Source organism: Sphingobium sp. FG125 (genome assembly GCF_057809795.1).
In genome coordinates, this window is sequence record NZ_JBMDKQ010000002.1 from 209957 (window position 1) to 227708 (window position 17752).

Annotated in this window: 14 protein-coding genes and 1 pseudogene; 6 read left to right on the forward strand and 9 right to left on the reverse strand. The window is 59.0% G+C overall.

What is annotated here, in order from left to right; genetic code table 11:
* Window positions 1-73: 73 nt before the first annotated feature.
* Together ACODSR_RS02690 and ACODSR_RS02695 are read left to right on the forward strand one after the other, a co-directional pair.
* The gene (locus ACODSR_RS02690; RefSeq protein ID WP_489073504.1) at window positions 74-2488 is read left to right on the forward strand and encodes a membrane-bound PQQ-dependent dehydrogenase, glucose/quinate/shikimate family; all 2415 of its coding nucleotides are present in this window, start codon (window positions 74-76) and stop codon (window positions 2486-2488) included.
* Window positions 2489-3177: 689 nt separating this feature from the next.
* Window positions 3178-3582, forward strand: coding sequence for a transposase (locus ACODSR_RS02695; protein ID WP_489073506.1), 405 nt, complete (start codon window positions 3178-3180; stop codon window positions 3580-3582).
* 68 nt (window positions 3583-3650) lie between these two features.
* On the opposite strand, the gene ACODSR_RS02700 is transcribed toward ACODSR_RS02695, so the two are convergent.
* The 3 genes from ACODSR_RS02700 to ACODSR_RS02710 all read right to left on the reverse strand — a co-directional run bounded on the left by ACODSR_RS02700 (window position 3651) and on the right by ACODSR_RS02710 (window position 5993).
* Window positions 3651-4574 (reverse strand): NAD-dependent epimerase/dehydratase family protein, encoded by a 924-nt coding sequence (locus ACODSR_RS02700; protein ID WP_489073508.1) that lies wholly within the window; start codon window positions 4572-4574, stop codon window positions 3651-3653.
* Window positions 4575-4760: 186 nt separating this feature from the next.
* Complete coding sequence (locus ACODSR_RS02705; protein ID WP_489073510.1) at window positions 4761-5513, reverse strand: SDR family NAD(P)-dependent oxidoreductase; 753 nt, start codon at window positions 5511-5513, stop codon at window positions 4761-4763.
* 108 nt (window positions 5514-5621) lie between these two features.
* Window positions 5622-5993, reverse strand: a complete 372-nt coding sequence (locus ACODSR_RS02710; RefSeq protein WP_489073512.1) for an EthD domain-containing protein — start codon at window positions 5991-5993, stop codon at window positions 5622-5624.
* 768 nt (window positions 5994-6761) lie between these two features.
* On the opposite strand from ACODSR_RS02710, the gene ACODSR_RS02715 reads away from it, so the two are divergent.
* On the forward strand, window positions 6762-7565 hold the full coding sequence (locus ACODSR_RS02715; RefSeq protein WP_489073514.1) for an enoyl-CoA hydratase/isomerase family protein: 804 nt from the start codon (window positions 6762-6764) through the stop codon (window positions 7563-7565).
* Window positions 7566-7883: 318 nt separating this feature from the next.
* Here ACODSR_RS02715 and ACODSR_RS02720 read toward each other — a convergent pair whose 3' ends face one another.
* The 5 genes and pseudogenes from ACODSR_RS02720 to ACODSR_RS02740 form a co-directional block, all read right to left on the reverse strand.
* On the reverse strand, window positions 7884-8900 hold the full coding sequence (locus ACODSR_RS02720) for an SMP-30/gluconolactonase/LRE family protein (RefSeq protein ID WP_489073516.1): 1017 nt from the start codon (window positions 8898-8900) through the stop codon (window positions 7884-7886).
* A gap of 57 nt (window positions 8901-8957) precedes the next feature.
* Window positions 8958-10094: a 3,4-dihydroxy-2-butanone-4-phosphate synthase gene (ribB, locus tag ACODSR_RS02725; protein ID WP_489073518.1), complete on the reverse strand. Its 1137-nt coding sequence runs from the start codon at window positions 10092-10094 to the stop codon at window positions 8958-8960.
* Window positions 10091-10894, reverse strand: a complete 804-nt coding sequence (locus tag ACODSR_RS02730; RefSeq protein WP_224550950.1) for a nitroreductase — start codon at window positions 10892-10894, stop codon at window positions 10091-10093. The genes ribB and ACODSR_RS02730 overlap by 4 nt, the downstream gene beginning before the upstream one ends.
* A gap of 202 nt (window positions 10895-11096) precedes the next feature.
* Window positions 11097-13592, reverse strand: a complete 2496-nt coding sequence (locus tag ACODSR_RS02735; RefSeq protein WP_489073521.1) for a TonB-dependent receptor — start codon at window positions 13590-13592, stop codon at window positions 11097-11099.
* A 285-nt stretch (window positions 13593-13877) separates the two neighbouring features.
* Window positions 13878-14120 (reverse strand): annotated as a pseudogene (locus ACODSR_RS02740) (IS5/IS1182 family transposase); the annotation flags it as partial.
* 104 nt (window positions 14121-14224) lie between these two features.
* Here ACODSR_RS02740 and ACODSR_RS02745 point away from each other — a divergent pair.
* Genes ACODSR_RS02745 through ACODSR_RS02755 form a run of 3 tightly spaced genes read left to right on the forward strand, consistent with a single transcriptional unit; the run spans window position 14225 to window position 16925 of the window.
* A complete protein-coding gene (locus ACODSR_RS02745; RefSeq protein ID WP_489073522.1) occupies window positions 14225-15355 on the forward strand; it encodes a CaiB/BaiF CoA transferase family protein in 1131 nt (376 codons plus the stop codon).
* Window positions 15352-16530 carry a thiolase family protein gene (locus tag ACODSR_RS02750; protein WP_489073524.1) on the forward strand — a complete coding sequence of 393 codons (1179 nt, stop codon included), beginning with the start codon at window positions 15352-15354 and terminating at the stop codon, window positions 16528-16530. Before ACODSR_RS02745 ends, ACODSR_RS02750 begins: the two co-directional genes overlap by 4 nt.
* Window positions 16527-16925, forward strand: coding sequence for a Zn-ribbon domain-containing OB-fold protein (locus ACODSR_RS02755; RefSeq protein ID WP_489073526.1), 399 nt, complete (start codon window positions 16527-16529; stop codon window positions 16923-16925). The genes ACODSR_RS02750 and ACODSR_RS02755 overlap by 4 nt, the downstream gene beginning before the upstream one ends.
* Before the next feature lie 91 nt (window positions 16926-17016).
* On the opposite strand, the gene ACODSR_RS02760 is transcribed toward ACODSR_RS02755, so the two are convergent.
* Entirely contained in the window at window positions 17017-17718 is a 702-nt protein-coding gene (locus tag ACODSR_RS02760) for a hypothetical protein (protein ID WP_489073528.1), read from the reverse strand.
* Window positions 17719-17752: the final 34 nt, after the last annotated feature.

Here is a 17752-nt window from a genome sequence, read left to right on the forward strand (position 1 = left end):
CGATCCATGGAAAATCGAACGAAGCATATCAATCGAAGCGCGATAACACGCGGCGTCGGGATGGAGAGAATGGATGACAGCTAGTGGGAGCAACGGCGGGGCAGAGACGCAGATGGCGCCGCACACCGACCGCAAGAGAAGATGGCCTCCACTTGTATCAAAGCTGGTCGGGTTCATCCTCATCCTGACGGGACTTGGTTTCGCCATTCCGGGTGTTCAGCTGGCGACGCTGGGCGGATCCTTCTACTATCTTCTATGCGGCGTCGCCCTGGTCGCCGCCGGCATGTTCTTCTGGAAGGGAAGTGCCACCGGGACATGGATTTTCGCCGCCACTGCGGCCGGAACGCTGGCCTGGGCGCTTTGGGAAGTCGGCCTGAACGGCTGGGCCTTGTTCCCCCGCCTGGGCATTTTCGTCCTGCTGGGCGCGCTGGTCACGCTCGCACATCGGCTTCGTCGCCCCCGCGCGCGCAGCGTCGGCATGCAGTCGGGCCGGCGGCGCTGGGCTGTCATTGCCGCCCTCGGCATCCTGTCAGCGGCCGTTGCTGCCTATGCACTGTCGGATCGTGAAGGCCCGCTGGAAATCGCGGACGGCCCGGCCCCCTCACCCGCAGCATCCATCTGGCCCTTCACCAACGGGAGCAGCCGTTCCGACCGTTACTCGGCTCTGGAGCAGATCACGCCCGTCAATGTGGCACATCTGCAGGTCGCATGGAAAACGCGTCTGGGCATGCCCCCGGCGGGCGTCGTCGGGGCTATCCAGGCGACGCCATTGATGATCAACGATACGCTCTACACCTGCAACGTCATCAACCAGGTCATCGCGCTCGACATCGAGACCGGAGCGATCAAATGGCGGTTCGACCCCAAGTTGGATTTCTCGACGGTCGCAATGGGTGTGTGCCGCGGCGTTGCCTATTACAAGGTGCCTGATGCCACCGGCCCCTGCGCCGAACGCATTATCAGCTTTTCGCGCGATGCCAGGATGTTCGCCATCGACGCCGGCAGCGGCCAGCGCTGCGCCGGCTTCGGGCGCAACGGCGAAGTCGACATGACCCAGGCCATGGGCGCAGTGAAGAAGGGCTATTATTATCTGACCTCAGGTCCGGTGATTGTTCGTGGCAAGGTTATCGTCGGCGGCTCCGTCCTGGACGGCCAGTCGACACTCGAACCTTCCGGCGTCATCCGAGGCTTTGACGCGGTGACGGGCAAGTTTGCCTGGGCATGGGACATGGGACGGCCCGATGATCATGGCCTGCCACCGCCAGGAAAAACCTTTACGCTCGGCACGCCCAACGCCTGGGCGCCGCTGACGGGCGACTCCGACCTGGGGATGGTCTATGTGCCGCTGGGCAATGCCACCCCCGATTATGTGGCGGCGCATCGTAGCGACGTCATGAACAAATATACCAGTTCCGTCGTAGCGATCGATGTCGATACCGGATCGTTGCGCTGGCATTATCAGACGACCCATCGGGACGTGTGGGATTATGACATCGCGTCCCCTGCTACCCTCATCGACCTGCCGACCAGCAAGGGCATGCGGCAGGCGCTGATCCAGCCGACGAAACGTGGCGTATTCTTCGTACTCGACCGGCGCACCGGCGAACCGCTGGTCAAAACGGTCGAGGTGCCTGTTCCGCAGAACCCGGTGCCAGGCGAAAAATTGTCGCCCACGCAACCCTACCCGGTGGGCATGCCCAGTTTCGGCGGCGAAAAGCTGACCGAGGCCCATATGTGGGGCATCAGTCCGTTCGACCAACTGTGGTGCCGCATCAAGTTCCGCCAGGCCCGTTATGATGGCGATTTCACGCCCATCGGGATGAAGCCCACCATCGTATATCCGGGCTATCTGGGCGGGTCGGAATGGGCCGGCGTCGCGGTCGATCCAGAGCGCAAGCTGATGGCGCTCAACGTCAATCACTTCGCCATGTATAACCAGATGATAACCCGCGAAGAGGCGCGCAAGGACAATGTGAAATCCTATCTGGCCGGCTCGGTTCCGATCAACCTGAAGGCCTGGCCGCAGGAAGGCACGCCTTATGCGACCCGCACGGGCGGTTTCCTTTCGCCGCTGGACACACCCTGCATCCAGCCGCCCTATGGCGAGGTTGCGGTGGTCGATCTAAAGACGCGCAAGACCGTGTGGCGTCAGCCTCTTGGAACGGGCCGCGACACCGGCCCATTGGGTATTCCATCGATGCTGCCCCTTCGCATGGGCGTTCCCGCGCTCGGTGGACCTTTGGTCACGCGCTCCGGCCTGATGTTCATCGCTGCAACGCAGGAGCGGACGTTCCGCGCCTTCGACATGCGTAACGGCAATCTGCTCTGGCAGGACCGTCTGCCTGCCGGCGGTCATTCGGGACCTATGTCCTATTATTCGAAGCGGAGCGGACGACAGTTCATCATCATCCCCGCATCGGGGCATCCGCAGATGAAAAACGGTCAGTCGGACTATCTCATGGCTTATGCATTGCCAAAAAAGAAGTGACATTGACAATGTTCTTGGGCCCGGCCTGGCCCAAGAACAACAGTGCTCTTCGCGCTTAGCGGCGGTCAAGATGGAGCAAGACCTTCCGGAGCAGGTCATACTATGCCAAGCAGTCCCAAGTGCGAGATAGAGCAGACCGCACAATGAGCGAAATTATAAAGGGCAAATCATGCCCAGTGGCGTTCGAGCACGATCGCAGGCCAAGCCTGGAGCATTGAGCATGAATAGGAATTTGAGGATTCCCAAGGGTGCGGGAATATGATTCACCGTTTTTGGAGGTGGATCATGGGGAAGGCCTATTCGGCCGATCTTCGGGATCGGATTGCCAATCACATTGCATCGGGCCAATCGCGCCGTCCGGCCTCGCACCATTTGAGGTAAGCCCAAGTTGCACCGTGAAGCGCACGCAGCCCGTGGCCGCGACGGGATCAGCGGCGCCTGCCCGGCCAGGGCGTCCGCCCGGCGGGAGCAAGCTCCCGCCCATATGGCGATCGTGATCCGATGGGTGGATGCCGAGCCGAACACCACCATGCCGGAATATTGGCCAGGCTTGAAGCCACGACCGGCGTTCAGGCGCATCACGCCTCACTGTCGCGGGCGTTTCTTAAGGCGGGCTATAGCTTCAAAAAACGCTGCTGGCGTCGGCATGCGGACGCGATGATGTCAGTCAGGCGCGGCGGACCTGGCGTGTGCATCGGCTGGTCTTCATCGACGAGACGGCAACCACGACCAGGATGACGCGGTTGCGAGGGCGCGTTCGACGCAACCAGCGCCTCAAGGCGCGCGCTCCCTTCGGTCACTGGAAAACCCAGACCTTCATCGCCGGCCTGCGCTGTGATGGCTTGGCTGCGCCATGGGTCATCGACTTTCCCATGACTCGCGCCACTTCCGAAACCTATGTCGAAACCCGACTCGCCCCCACCCTCAATCCGGGCGACATCGTGATCCTCGACAATCTCTCCAGCCATAAGAGCGAAAAGGCCAAGCCTGTCCTGAGCATGTCGAAGGGTCCATCCCCAAGGCGCATCTGCGCCGCACCGGTGTCAGAACCATCGATGCCCTCTGCCAGGCCACCGGCAATATCTGGGCCTTGAACCCGCCCCACGAATGCTGGAACTTCCTCAAGGCCGCAGGATATGCGTCCGATTAAAAGCTCGATGCTCTAGGTAGCCGGTGTCATCCCAACGGCGCGACCTCTCTGGCTGTAAGAACCCCGACGAACGTCTTCGATCAGATCAAACTGAGTTGGCTCCCAGCCCAGTTCACGACGGCTGCGAACCGCGCGCGACCGACTGCTCACGCCAAAAAACGGGTCTGCATAAATACCCCAGATTTCGCGGGCTTCTTCGAAAGTCACGGAGCGGGTCGAACACTGCATCACCTCTGCGACGGCTTCGGCGACCGTTCGCCAAGCAACTTCGCCCGCAACCGCGTGATAGAGCGCACCGGGAACACCCTTATCTATGGCCAGCCTAAACATGCGCGCCAGATCGTCGACATGCACATGTGTGTAGAGGTTCAGTCCGGCGCCAACATAGCATGCGCTGCCGGTCTTCTCGACGGATTCGAAGATCGCGGGAATTTGAGCGCTGCCGTTACGACCCCATATCTGCGGTGGCCGCATCACGATGGCCCGGATGCCTCGCTCACTTGCGCACCGAACCATGTTCTCCGTTTCAACGCGCAACTTCAGCCAGTGCTGGCCTTCATAAGCATCGTCCTCCGAATAGCTCTCTTGCCGCCATTCGCCCATCCGCGTCTTGATCGAAAGAACGCCGGTACCTGAGGTGTAGAGCAATGCCTTATTCGTTCCTTCGTAGGCGTCCAACAGAGCCTCAAGCGCCGGGACTTCCTCCTCAAACGGAACCACCGGCGCAAACACAATCGCATCGGACCATGCCGCAGCCTCGCGAAGCACATCCAGATCGGTCAGCGTGCCGCTGATCGGCATGATCCCTTTCTGTTTGAGAGCTTCGGTCGATTCGGCATTGCGCGCCAAGGCGCCGACCTCATGACCATGCTCCTGGAGCTCTCTGGCAACATTGCTTGCAATATAGCCATTCGCGCCAAATATGAATGTCTTCACCTATTATCTCCAATATATTGCAACGCATAGATTATCGGCGGCCCGAATATTCACTATGATGGATCGCAACAGACGATCTAATCTTGCGGGCGAACCCGCGTAGAAGATTGCCCATATTTACTGCTTTCGTAGATGATGCACCATCAGACCGGGACCAACCGCGACAAGAAAGTCATCCTTGGCAACTCAGATATGCATGCCGCCGCTCGCCTCCAGAACTTGACCGGTGACCCAGCGACCATCGTCGGACGCAAGGAAGGCTACAACCGCTGCGATATCGTCTGGCTGGCCAATGCGGTTGAGTGCGGCCTGCGCGGCATAATATCGGGTAAGTTCGGGGTCCTCCAGCAGCTTCGCAATGAAATCGGTGTCGGTGGCACCGGGCGCGACAGCGTTGACAGTGACGCCCCTCTTGCCGAGATCGGCGGCGAGCGAACGGGTGAAGCTGTTTACCGCTGCTTTTGTAAGCGCATAGGCGATCGTACCTGGATAGGCGGCGAGGCCTACCATCGATGAGATGTTGATGATGCGTCCACCATCAGGGATGCGCGACACAGCTTTCTGGGTGACGAGGAACGTTCCTTTCACGTTAGTGGCGAGCAGATCGTCGAGATAGGCCTCGCTTACCTCGTTGAGGCTACCGCCTCCTCCAACGCCGGCATTGTTGACCAGAATGTCGAGAGGACGGTCGGCAAGGATATGGTCGACCTCGGCGAACAGCTTGTCGATCTCGCTGCTGTCGCGAACATCACCACCGAGCACCGCCGCTTTGCCACCGCACTCAACGATTTCGGCGACGGTTGCCTCTGCGCCCTCGCGGCCTTGCCTATAATGGCAAAGCACGAACGCACCATCCCGCGCGAGACGCTTCGCAATCGCCTTGCCAATACCACGTGAAGCGCCAGTCACCAGCGCGGCCTTGCCCTCCAGTGCACCCATAATTGGTCGTCCACTTCAAATTTATTACGTGTACCGCCAAAGCACATGATGATGTCGATAACGACACATCGCGATCACCGGCAGAAAAAGGCTGCGCGATGATGCGGCTTAGCTAGGAAGCGTTGAAACAACCTCGTCGCACGTGAATACGCGGAATTCGGCGCGATCCATGAAGTTCTTCTCGTCTTCCTCGAAAATCTTCCCGATAACGGGATCGGACATAATCCGCTGCGCTTCCTCAAAGGCTGCGCGATCGCGATAGCGGAGCTCTGTTATGGCGTCATAGGGGCTCTGGAAGGCAGTGGGAGTGTCGCTTGACCGGGCACCATATTCGACAAGTTTGGGATAGTTACGTCGGTAGTCAAGAAACAGATGCCCCAAATATTTGTGGGCCAGCTCGGCGTGAACTGTCTCGTAATGATGACGAAATTGTTCATGCGTAATGTCTGATCGACGCTTGAGTAAAACGATAGCTTTCATAACAAAAGTCCTTCGGTGCTAAGCTTAGGTGGGCGAGGCCTGCGAATTCTGCATGGCATGTGGTTGGATGGGAAGATAAATGGGATTACCCTATTCCGATCATTCGCCACCAAACTCTTGCGTGAGGAAGATACTTATTATCTCCGCCCTTCCCATGCATTTCAAGCACGCATTCAAAAGAGATCAAGGAGCTATGCAGCAGTGGTCAACCATGGGTGGCTTAGAGGCCGTCTCGAAATGCGCGGAAGAGCGCATTTTGGTTGCCGCACCAGCCCTCACCCCCACCCGACCTCCCATTCAGGATACACTCTGTGGGAGGTCGGGTGGGGGTGAGGGCCGGTGCGGATGCGCCGGAGGCGCATTTCGAGACAAACTCTGAATCGAATTGGACAGCAGCACAATAAAGCGGTCGATCAGGCCCATTGCGCTGCGTGGCTCACTATGCACTCGCCCTTCAGCGGCCTGTGATCATTGGAAGCGTGCTCGCCTCACCGTTGCGGCACGGGCGAACTTGCGGTCTGCAGCTGGTTTGACGACCGCCATGGTCAAGTCGACCAACTTGCCAAGATGGCGGGACCACCTTACGGCTTTCCTTCCCACCGCCATGTCCTGACTCGAAATTGTGCGCGCCGATTGGCATTTCGCTACGAACTTTGGGTTGCTGAAAATATTTTAGCGGCACCAGGATGAGTTCCATCGAGTCGTGATTTGCGGATGCGGTTTTATTTCCTGATGAGCGTAGCTGTATCATGTCAAAGGCGAGCTATTATGAGCGCAATTATCGATAATGACGGTCGTGCCGTCCACTGCACTATCGAAGGAAGCATAGGATGGCTTCGGATCGACAATCCCAAGCGTATGAATGCACTCTCGATTTCAATGGCCGTTGCTCTGGCAGACGGTGTGAGCCATTTGGCAGCCGATGAGGCGGTGCGTGTCATTATTATCGCGGGTGCCGGTAACAAGGCATTTTGTGCAGGCGGCGATCTCGATGAGATTGTGAGCAGCGGCGGTGCAGCAGGCAGCACGGATTTTGCATCGGTGCTCGGTCGCGCGGTGGAGAGCATACAACGTGCGCACAAGCCGACGATCGCGATGATACACGGCCATTGCGTGGGGGGCGGAGTGAGTATCGCCACGGCATGCAATCTGCGCATTGCAGCGAATGAATCAAGCCTGTCGATACCTATAGCCAAGCGCGGCCTGGCCCATGATGTCGCCGGCCTTCAGCGACTGGTACAGTTGATAGGTCCTTCGCGCACACGGCTGATGCTGTACACAGGTCGCAAGTTTGGGGCCGCTGAAGCCTATGCTATTGGCCTTGTGGACGAGCACGTCCCCGCCATCGAACTGCAAGACCATACAATCTCGCTGGCACAATCCATCGCCGCTAATGCACCACTCTCGATCTACGCAACTCGGGTCGCGATTGACTACCTGTTAGCAGACCCAATTGACCGCAACCTTGACGCCTGCGAGAGAGCAATCGAAGCGTGCCTCATCAGCGAAGACCTAGCGGAATCTGCACGCGCCTCCCTCGATAAGCGGCCACCGGTCTTCAAGGGTAGATAGGATTCCGAATCGATCAGAGCCAGAAGGCGACGGCGGTGGCGAGTATGATTGCTGACAGATAGTTACAGGCGAACCTGTCGTAACGGGTGAAGACACGCACGAAATCCTTGCCGATAAATTTGCACTTTACAAGCCAGCGGTCGCGAAATGGCGCGCGTCATCTGACAGATATGCCAAGATTCCAACTACCCACGGGTGGTTTGGAAAGGCTGGCACCAACTTCAATATCCATAAGAGGCTGTCTCGAAATGCGCGGAATAGCGCACATGCCATACTGGCCGCAGATCCGCCGCCGAGCAATGCGCCGGTGCCGACTTATCAAGCGTAGTTGGCGAGTTTCAATCCTGCACGGGGCCAACGGACCTTCGCGAGCTTTCCGGTCGTCGACATCGTCACCCATGCGTCCTGCATATCCTCTCCGCCAAAGCAGATGTTGGTCGTCAATACATCGGGAAAAGGATAATTGGTCACCACACCCGTCGCCGGATCGACCGATCCGATCCCGGCGCCGTTCAGGCATGTCGCGACACAGATATGGCCCGCTTCGTCCACCGCCAGGGAATCGAGCAACTGGCGTGCCGCGAATTGCGCGACCACATGCCCCGAACCGAGGCCCGCGATCGGCTCCAGCTTTCCTTCGCCCACAATGTCGAACCCGACCAGCAGCGATTCGAACGATAGCGCACCATAGACGGTTTTGCGGTCAGGCGAGAGCCCGATGCCGTTAACATTGATACGGTCGACCGCACGTGTGATGAACGATCCATCCGGTTTGGCGAAAAAAATGCCGCCATTGAGCGTCGCGTTGCCGACATACTTGCCAAGGTCGCTGAACCAAATATTGCCTTCATAATCGAACACAATGTCATTGGGACCGGCAAGGCGCTGACCGTCGCAGCTGCTGTACAGCCGTTCAACCTTGCCGCTGACCGGATCGACACGGTCAATCCAGCCGCCTTCATAGTCTTCGGGGCATTCGCCGGTGGTCAGGGTCAGCCCATGCTGCTGATAGGTGATCATTCCGCCATTATTACACACATAAAGCATGCCATCCGGCCCGACCGCGATGCCGTTAGGTCCACCGCCGCACTCGGCCACGGTTTCCTTGGAGCCGTCGGGTAGAATGCGGGTCAGTTTTCCAGCTCCCGTTTCGACGAGAATGATCGAACCGTCCTTCATCCAGACAGGTCCTTCAGGAAAGGAAAGGCCTTCGGCAACGATTTCAATGTCCATCTCATCCTGTCCCTTAACTAGAGCGTGATCGGCCGTTGTGGAGTTGGCTCTTGCCCGTGCGTTTTTCGTTTCGCAGGCGAGTGGCAGGCGGTCAGCGCGCATGTCAGAATGGCCAGAGCTACCTGCATCCAAGGAGATCTGCCCGTTCTGCGGATGCCTTCAAACGATCGGGCGTTCGGCCACGATGGCCAAGCCATAGCCACTAATACCGACCGGGTGCTGATGTGAGTTAGTTAGGAGCACCATGTCGCGGACGCCAATTTCGGCGAGTATCTGTGCGCCGATGCCATAATCGCGCAAATTGCCCAGATCCGCGATCGAACCCGAACCGCCCCGCATGCGCAGCACCTGCGAAAGTACATTAGGGGTGAAGCGGTTGATAAGCACGACGAGGCCGCTGCCTTCATCGCCGATCATTCGCATAGAGCGCCCCAGCAGGCCGGACCGGCTGCCGCTTTCGCCCAGCGTGTCCTGGAAGACGTTCAGATTATGCATCCGGACCAGAGTGGGGCGCGAAGGGTCGATACTACCCTTCTGCAGCACCATAATCTCGTCTCCACTGATCTTGTTGCGGTAGGAGATAATCTTCCAATCTCCACCGAAATCGCTCTGGAACATAGTTTCGGCCAGGCGCTCGACCAGATGGTCATGTTTACGGCGATATTCGATCAAAGATCGGATCGTGCCCACTTTCAATCCATGTTCGCGTGCCACGGCCAGCAGATCGGGCAGGCGGGCCATGGTGCCGTCAGCGTTCATGATCTCGCAAATGACCCCAGAGGGATTGAGACCCGCGAGACGCGAAATATCGACCGCCGCCTCTGTATGCCCCGCCCGCACAAGGACGCCGCCATCCCGCGCAACCAGTGGAAACACATGACCTGGCGAGACGATTTCCTCATGGCCGTTGCCCGCATCAATGGCCACCGCGATGGTGCGCGCCCTGTCTGCCGCCGAAATGCCTGTGGTTACCCCGTCGCGCGCCTCGATCGAAACGGTGAAAGCCGTTTCGTGGTGGGATTCATTGACTGTGGCCTGCAGGGCTAGCTGCAACTGCTCAGCACGCTGCCGGGTTATCGCAAGGCAGATCAGGCCCCGCCCATATCTGGCCATGAAATTGATGGCGTCCGGGGTCGCCATCTGCCCCGGGATGATCAGATCGCCCTCATTTTCCCGATCTTCATCATCGACCAGTATGAACATCCGTCCATTGCGAGCGTCATCGACGATCGCCTCGATCGATGACAGCGCCAACGTCCCGTCATCGCCATTTGGCTGCACGTCTTTGTCGCTCATTGGTCAACCCACTGAACGACATCGGACAGTGCTGAACGCTTTGACCGGAAATTATTGGCGGGATGGTCGGGCGCAGGATAACCGAATGAGGCGCCCATCACGATCATCCGGCTGTCGGGAATGCCGAAATATTCGTGCATCAGCGGTGTGTAAGTCGCCAGGGCCGCCTGCGGGATGATGCCCAGGCCCAGGCTTTCTGCCGCCAGCAGCATCGATCCCATGTACAGGCCGCAGTCGATAGCGCCATAAGGCCCCAAATCCCGTTCCGACGTGATCACCATGACGTGCGGCGCGCCGAAAAAGCGATAATTCTCAAGGGCCTGCTTGCCTGATGCGACACGGTCGCCATAGGTCACGCCGACGCTTTCATAAAGCTGCCAGCCAACTTCGCGCTGGCGATCCTTGTATATGCCGCGATAGGCGGTGGGAAAGTCGAAATCGGGCTGCATGCGGGGAACGCCGCCGTTAGAGGCGTGATCGGCGACCGCATGATCGTACAGCGCCTTGCGGAACCGTTCCGTTCCCGCCCCTTCTGTGACGATCGTCTGCCAGGGCTGCGAATTGCACCAGGAGGCGCTGAGTTGGGCCAGACCGAGCATACGTTCGATGACGACGCGCGGAACCTGGTCCGGTTTGTAGCCCCGGCAGCTGAACCGCGCCTTGAGCAGGTCGCCGAGGACATTCGACGCTTCGGGCCACTCCCCCGCCCGGCCTTCCTGCTCAAGTACGTCCCGGCTCACACTTTCCATCGCAATCACTCCGTCATTGTCCAGCGAGGCATTGCATCCACTACGCCGCATATTGCCCACTCCGATCAGCACTCGATGATCCGGGCCGCAACGCCGCCTCTTTGGGTCAGAGTTAGTGCGCGAGCCAGCCTTCCGCAATCAGCGGACAAGAAGTGGCTTTTGCCTCCCCGCGCACTGCACTTTGAAACACCGAACATAGCAGAGCGGGTTATAGGATGGCGGGGCTGTCAACCAGCCCCGCCATCCCATCACATCAGCCGCCATAGCGAGCCGTCAGCCGCAGCATGATCTGCCGACCGCGATTGACCGATCCTTGCGTGTCCGCCAGCACGCCTGTCAAGCCGCCGGGCGCCGACCCGCCGAGGGGCGAGTCGAGCGTGCGCTGCACATAATATTTGTCGGTCAGATTGCGACCGATCAGCGCGATTTCGTAGCGATCGTCAGCGGTGGCGAGCCGGATGTTCGCATCCAGCATGCCATAATTGTCCTGCCAGCTGGCGGGCTTGTTCGTGGCATCCGAGAAATAGCCGCTCGAGAAGCTGGTGTCGACATTGGCGCCGAAGCGCAGCGTGTCGTTGATCGTGGTTTCGTATCCCACGCCGGCCGAGCCCGTCCATTTCGGCGCCTTGACCAGACGAGCGCCATCGAGATTCTGCGTCGAATAGATGCCCGCTGCGGACGGTGCCCCGGCATTGCATCCCAGCGCCTGCGTCTGGCCGCGATAGCAACCGATCGAGAAGCGGTCGTAGGTGCCGTCATTATAGGCGACTGCGCCCCGTAATGTAAGGCCCACGCGGGTCCGCAGCGTAGCGTCGAATTCGAAGCCCTTTACACTGACCTTGCCCGCATTGGTGACGCGCTGGATATTGCCGTTGTCGGTCGTTTCGCTCGTCGTGATCTGCAAGCCCCCGACCTTGTAGGAATAGGCCGACAAATTGGTCCGCAGCATCCCGTCGAGGAGTGACGCTTTGATACCGCCCTCGAAGCCTTTGATCAGCTGTTGATCGAAGCGCAGGTCGCTGTTGAAGTTCGTAGCGCCCGAGTTGAAACCGCCAGACAGGAACCCCTTCTTGTAGGAGGCGAAGACGGTGAGCTTGTCGGTAGGCCGATAGCTGACCGTGAATTCCGGCGAGAAGTTGTTCCATGTATCCTTGCGCGGAAAGAGCGGATTGATCGGCACCGCAGGTGGCTCGCCCAAACCGAGTCCGGAATTGACAACCGGCAGCGCCTTCTTCTCATGGGAATAACGACCGCCGATGCTGATTTCGACTACATCGATGGGCTTGACCATGGCTTGGCCGAAAACGGAAAACGCCTCTCCGTTCTGGCGCAGGAAATAATTGTTGATCTGCCTCGGCGTGACGAGGCCGATGAAAGTCTCGGCCCCGGCATAAGTCTTGGCCTTCTGGTAAAAGCCACCGACCATGAAATTGACCATGCCGTCAAAGTCGCTGGTGAGGCGTAGCTCCTCAGTGAACTCGCTGGTCCCAAAGCCTATGGTAGCGGCAAGGGCGGCATTGCGGTCATATGCCAGATTGAAATCGTCGGCATATCTCGCTTTCAACCAATAATAGCCTGTCACGGACGTCAGCGACAGCGTGTCGGTCAGATCATAGTTCATTTCGTGCGAAACGAGGACCTGGCGCTGGCGGAAATAGGGTTCGCCATTGCCAAATTCGGGAGTCAGTGTACCCAGCACCGGGCCAAGGTTTAGCCTTGCCATATGTCCGTTAGGCCTGCAGTCCTCCGGACCGCCGCCCTGTGCCGGTCCGCCGCCGGGGCAATCGATCTTCTCCTGGCTCGACAGCAGGCCCGTGTCGTTGACACGCGCGTACGACACCTTCAATCGCGCATTGAACCGGTCGCTGGGTTCCCATTTCAACGTGCCCCGCGTCGCGAAATCGCGCGACCGCGGGAGATGCTTGCTATCGGGAGCGTAGGGCGCATAGATGCCGGTCGCTCCAGAGGCTTCATTGTCCATCCAGCCACGCATCCCCGATGCATAGATCGCAAGGCGCGCACCAAGGGTGTCGGTGAGCGGACCGGAAACAAATCCTTCGCCCCGCAGTTCGTGCGCATTGAATTCATAGCCAAGCGAAGCCTTTGCCTGGAATGTGGCGGTGGGGTCGGCGCTGCGGATCGAAATGATGCCGCCGGGGCTGTTTTTACCGAAGAACAGAGCCTGCGGCCCCTTGAGCACCTCAATCTGGGCTGTGTCCATTTCCGCCATGCGGCGTATATTGGCGCGCGCAACCTGGACGCCATCCACGTTGAATGAAACTGCCTGGTCCGCGAATGGATTTGAGTCCGCACCTGCAAGACCACGAATGACCACATTGCCGCCCTGAACCGACCCGCCGGTGCTACCGATCATCAGCGCCGGCACGATGGTGGCCAGACCATCGAGCGACGCGATGCCGCGCTGCTGAAGCTCTGCTCCACCTACTGCAGAGACCACCACAGGCACAGAAAGCGAGGTTTCGTCGCGCTTGCGCGCGGTGACAACAATATCTCCGGCAGATACCGCATCATGCGTACCTCCCCCCTGCGCGGCCGCTGGCGCGACAGAGACGAGACCAACGCATGTTATGATTGCGCTCGTTCCACGCAAAGCCGACGTCAAAGTGAACGGTTCTTTGGTGCCAGACATGGTAAACTCCCCTTGAAATTTTTTTTGAAGCACAAGGAAACACGCGGATAATGTTGCGAGCTTCCATAATCTAACCTTCGTCGGCCCTATCGAATGCAAGTGAACCTGACGCCGTCGATCCTTCGCGGCTGTACGCTAGACCGTCAATCTTCATACACCATGAGTGTCACTGGGATTTCTTCTGTTATCATTTCAAGACAAGAAGGATCGATCTTTCTGTAAGACTTGCCTACTGATGTGACCGCTGCACTCTGCAGGTGAAGGATTCGAAAAACAGCTTGACGATTTCACCCCTTGCATTGCGACATGACGGCGTTCCACTGGATGGGCCTTCGACACACCCGGTCAGACGATGTGCCTGATTCATATTTATTCGATGATATTTCATGGTCTTGCGATGCGAGAGGCAATGAACAGCGATGCGGTTGCTTGTGCGATGGCCTGCTCAAAGTCCTTGGCAAGGCGGCGTTTGCGGTTTGGCCAAGCCTGTGTTCGCGCCACTACCCAGCGGCGCGGGCGCACCACGAAGCGCTTTGCAACATCGGATCGCTTGACGATCGCGACGGTCCATTTGCCGATACGCCGGAGTGCAGCCCTGAGTTTGTCTCCAGCATAGCCGCCAGCCGCATCAGCTTTACGGGCAAGCGACACTGCACCAGAGGACCATGGCGGGGCCACGCTTTTGCCATAGAGCGACCTGAACTAAAGGACATGAGGCAAGGACAGGAATTATGGCGACAGGACCGTTGGTAGGAGTCAAAGTTCTGGAGTTTGCTGGACTCGGTCCGGGTCCGCTTGCCGGGACATTCCTGTCTGATCTGGGTGCCGACGTGCTGCGCATAGAACGCATTGGCGCTGGCGACCCCCCGGCGACCCAGATCGACGCCCGTGGACGCAGGGCGATCATGGTTGACCTGAAATCGCCTGATGGAATCGCTCTGTGCCTCGATCTTATCGAAAATGCTGACATCCTTTTCGAAGGCAACCGCCCTGGTGTCATGGAACGGCTGGGCCTTGGGCCAGACGTCGCGCTCGCGCGCAACCCGCGGCTCGTTTACGGTCGCATGACCGGATGGGGGCAGTTCGGCCCCTATTCCGCGGTGGCCGGACACGACATCAACTATCTTGCGCTGACCGGTGGGTTACATGCCATCGGCACCAAGGAGCGGCCCGTGCCTCCATTGAATCTGGCTTCGGATTATGGCGGAGGCGCGATGTTCCTCATCAGCGGGGTTCTGGCCGCATTGTTGCACGCAAGATCCAGCGGACAGGGGCAAGTCGTGGATGTCGCCATGACCGATGGAACAGCATATCTCATGTCCATCTTCTACGGCATGCTCGCGACGGGCGACTGGAAGGATGAACGGGCATCGAACCTGCTAGATGGCGCGGCACCCTTCTATGACGTCTATGAGTGCGCCGATGGCAAATGGATCTCGATCGGTTCGATGGAGCCGCAGTTCTACGCCCTGCTGCTTGAAAAGACCGGAGCGGGTCCAACAATGGACAAACCCCAGATGTCGCAAGCGGACTGGCCCGAAATGAAGTCTGCCTTGCAAGACGTGCTGCGAACCAAGTCACGCGACGAATGGTGCGAGATCATGGAGTTCACGGACGTCTGTTTTGCGCCGGTGCTGTCCATGGAGGAGGCACCCAACCATCCCCACAACGTAGCGCGAAAGACCTTCATCGACGTTGACGGGGTGGTGCAACCGGCGCCTGCCCCGCGCTTTTCCGCAACGCCAGCCGCGGTCCAGTGGGGACCCGCGCCCATCGACCGCGACGGCATCGATGCCATGATCCAGTGGGGATTGCCCGAAGCCAAGGCGCGCCGCTCAGCCCTGAAGGACGACGCTCGATGAACATGAATCAGGGTGTCGCCATTGCCGCCAGCTTCGAATTGAAGCCCGGTCGTTTCCCCGATCTAGGTCCAAACGATCTATACAGGCATCTGGCAATCAGTGCGATCCAGCAATGGGGCATCAAACCCAGTGATGTGGGGGGCTTGCTGACCGTACCATCGGGTCAGGGCGTAGGTGAAATCGACATCTACACGCACGAGAAATTCGGGGCCGAACTCGGGCTGACGCCGTCATTCTCCGAAACATTGAACGCCGGTGGCGCCAGCTTTGCCATAATGGTGAACCGCGCCGCCAGCGCCATCCGCTCCGGGCTCACCGACAGCGTGCTGTGCCTGGGTGCCGGCAAGTTTACCAAACCCGCAAGCGGCGGAGCGGAAGTCATGGCGCGCATGATCAGTGAGCCGGATTTCGAGATCGGGTACGGGCCTTTCATCCCGGCACTTTACGCGCTTATCGCGTCGCGATTCATGACCGAACGTGGCGCGACGTCCGAGGATCTCGCGCGTGTTGCGGTTTCCGCGCGACAATGGGCGCTGCGCAATCCCCGCGCGCTGATGCATTCCAAGGGCGCGATCACGATTGAGGACGTGCTGGAATCGCGCATGATCGCCGAGCCCTTTCATTATCTCGACTGCTCCGTGCCTTGTGATGGTGGCGGCGCGATCCTGGTAACGACAGCGGACAAAGCCCGAGACATGGTGACACAGCCGGCGTACCTGCTGGGCTATGGCGAGGCTCACAGCCACAACTCCTTGAGCGCGGCTGGCGACAGGCTGATCGACACGCTGGCCACCCGGACCGGTGACGAGGCGTTTCGCCAGGCCGGACTTGGCAGGGACGAACTGGACATGGCCATGCTCTATGATGCTTTTTCGGCCACACCTTTGATCCTTCTGGAAAACCTCGGCTTGTGCGACGAGGGCCGATCGGGTGCATTCGTGCACAGTGGAGCGATCGATCCGGGCGGCAGCCTTCCGGTCAACACCAACGGAGGCCTCATGTCGTTCGGACACACCGGTGAGTCATCGGGAATGTCGCTGATCGTCGAGGCTGCGCGGCAGGTCATGGGGCAAGCCGGAGACAACCAGCTCGACAAGGCTCGCACGGCGCTGGTCCATGTATACGGAGGCATGATGTACGAGCACGCAACGATGATCCTGGGGCAATCGCTATGACCAATGGCCCAATCCCTGACGTTTCGCCGACAAATCAGCTGTTCTGGGACGGTACGGCTCTGGGTGAACTGCGGCTGCGCAGTTGCAATCCGTGCGGCCACCGTTTTCGCTTCGTCAGCAACTGGTGTCCCAAATGCTGGTCGACCGATCTTTCGTGGATCAAATGCACCGGTCACGGCCGGGTGAGAGCGCACACCGTCGTGCACACTGCCCCTTATGAGTCGATGTCGGCGCGCACGCCATACAGCATCGCACTGGTCGAACTTGAGGAAGGGCCGACGATGATGAGCAACATCCTGGATTGCGACCCCGCGACGATCAAGAACGGAATGGCCGTGGAGGTCATGTTCGAGGACAGGGGCGACCTTCGATTGCCGCAGTTCCGTCCTGCCTGAACCGTCACGGACTTTTGAATTTCCAAAGCATCATCGCCGCGACACGCTACCACCAGCAGCAGTGGCGGCGATCCTTACAGGCTGGAGGCGCTTAGCGCGTTACGTTGCCCGACAAAGGCAGTGCATCGCCACAATAGGAGAAACGACCGACATTCACATATTTGGACGTGTCTTGTTGCTCCTCAAGCGACGCACGAAGACCCGTCCGGCAGGCTTCGACCGTTGCATGGGAAAAATCCGCATAGGCGTCCATCGGGACGACGCCTTCCGACCAGGACATGACTTCCTCCACCATGTTCTGCTCATATTTCGTGACCGCAGTTTGCGCTCGGAGCGCAATGGCGGCGTGCCGCTCGTAACGGCGAGATACGTCCTTTTTCGGAATGGCAGGGTTCCACCGGATCGCACAGACGCTGGTGATTTCCGGCCGTGCCCCGTTCGGTCCTGCTTCTGCAATGCGGGGATCCAGCATCAGGCGTGGAACGACGTGGTAACTTGCATAGCGCAGCCCCTTATGCGCGAGTTGCTTCTCCAGAGGTAGAACTTCCCGGCGGAAATCTTCGGCAGAGCTGAACCAACTTTCGATCAACACATCGAAGCAGCCGAAGTTTGCGTCGATACTATCATCAAACTGGTCGAAAAAGGTGCCAGGGGACGGCCGTGACAACCGATAGACGGCGCCGCGCAGGCTCGACGCATTGGCCTGGAGCGAAGGAAGATACGTCTGGGCCACCCAGTCGCAAGAAACTTGTGGGTCCGCATCCCGAGCATCAATGAAGGTTGCGAATTTCATGATTTCCTCTCCCGTTCCTATCGATGATGACGGG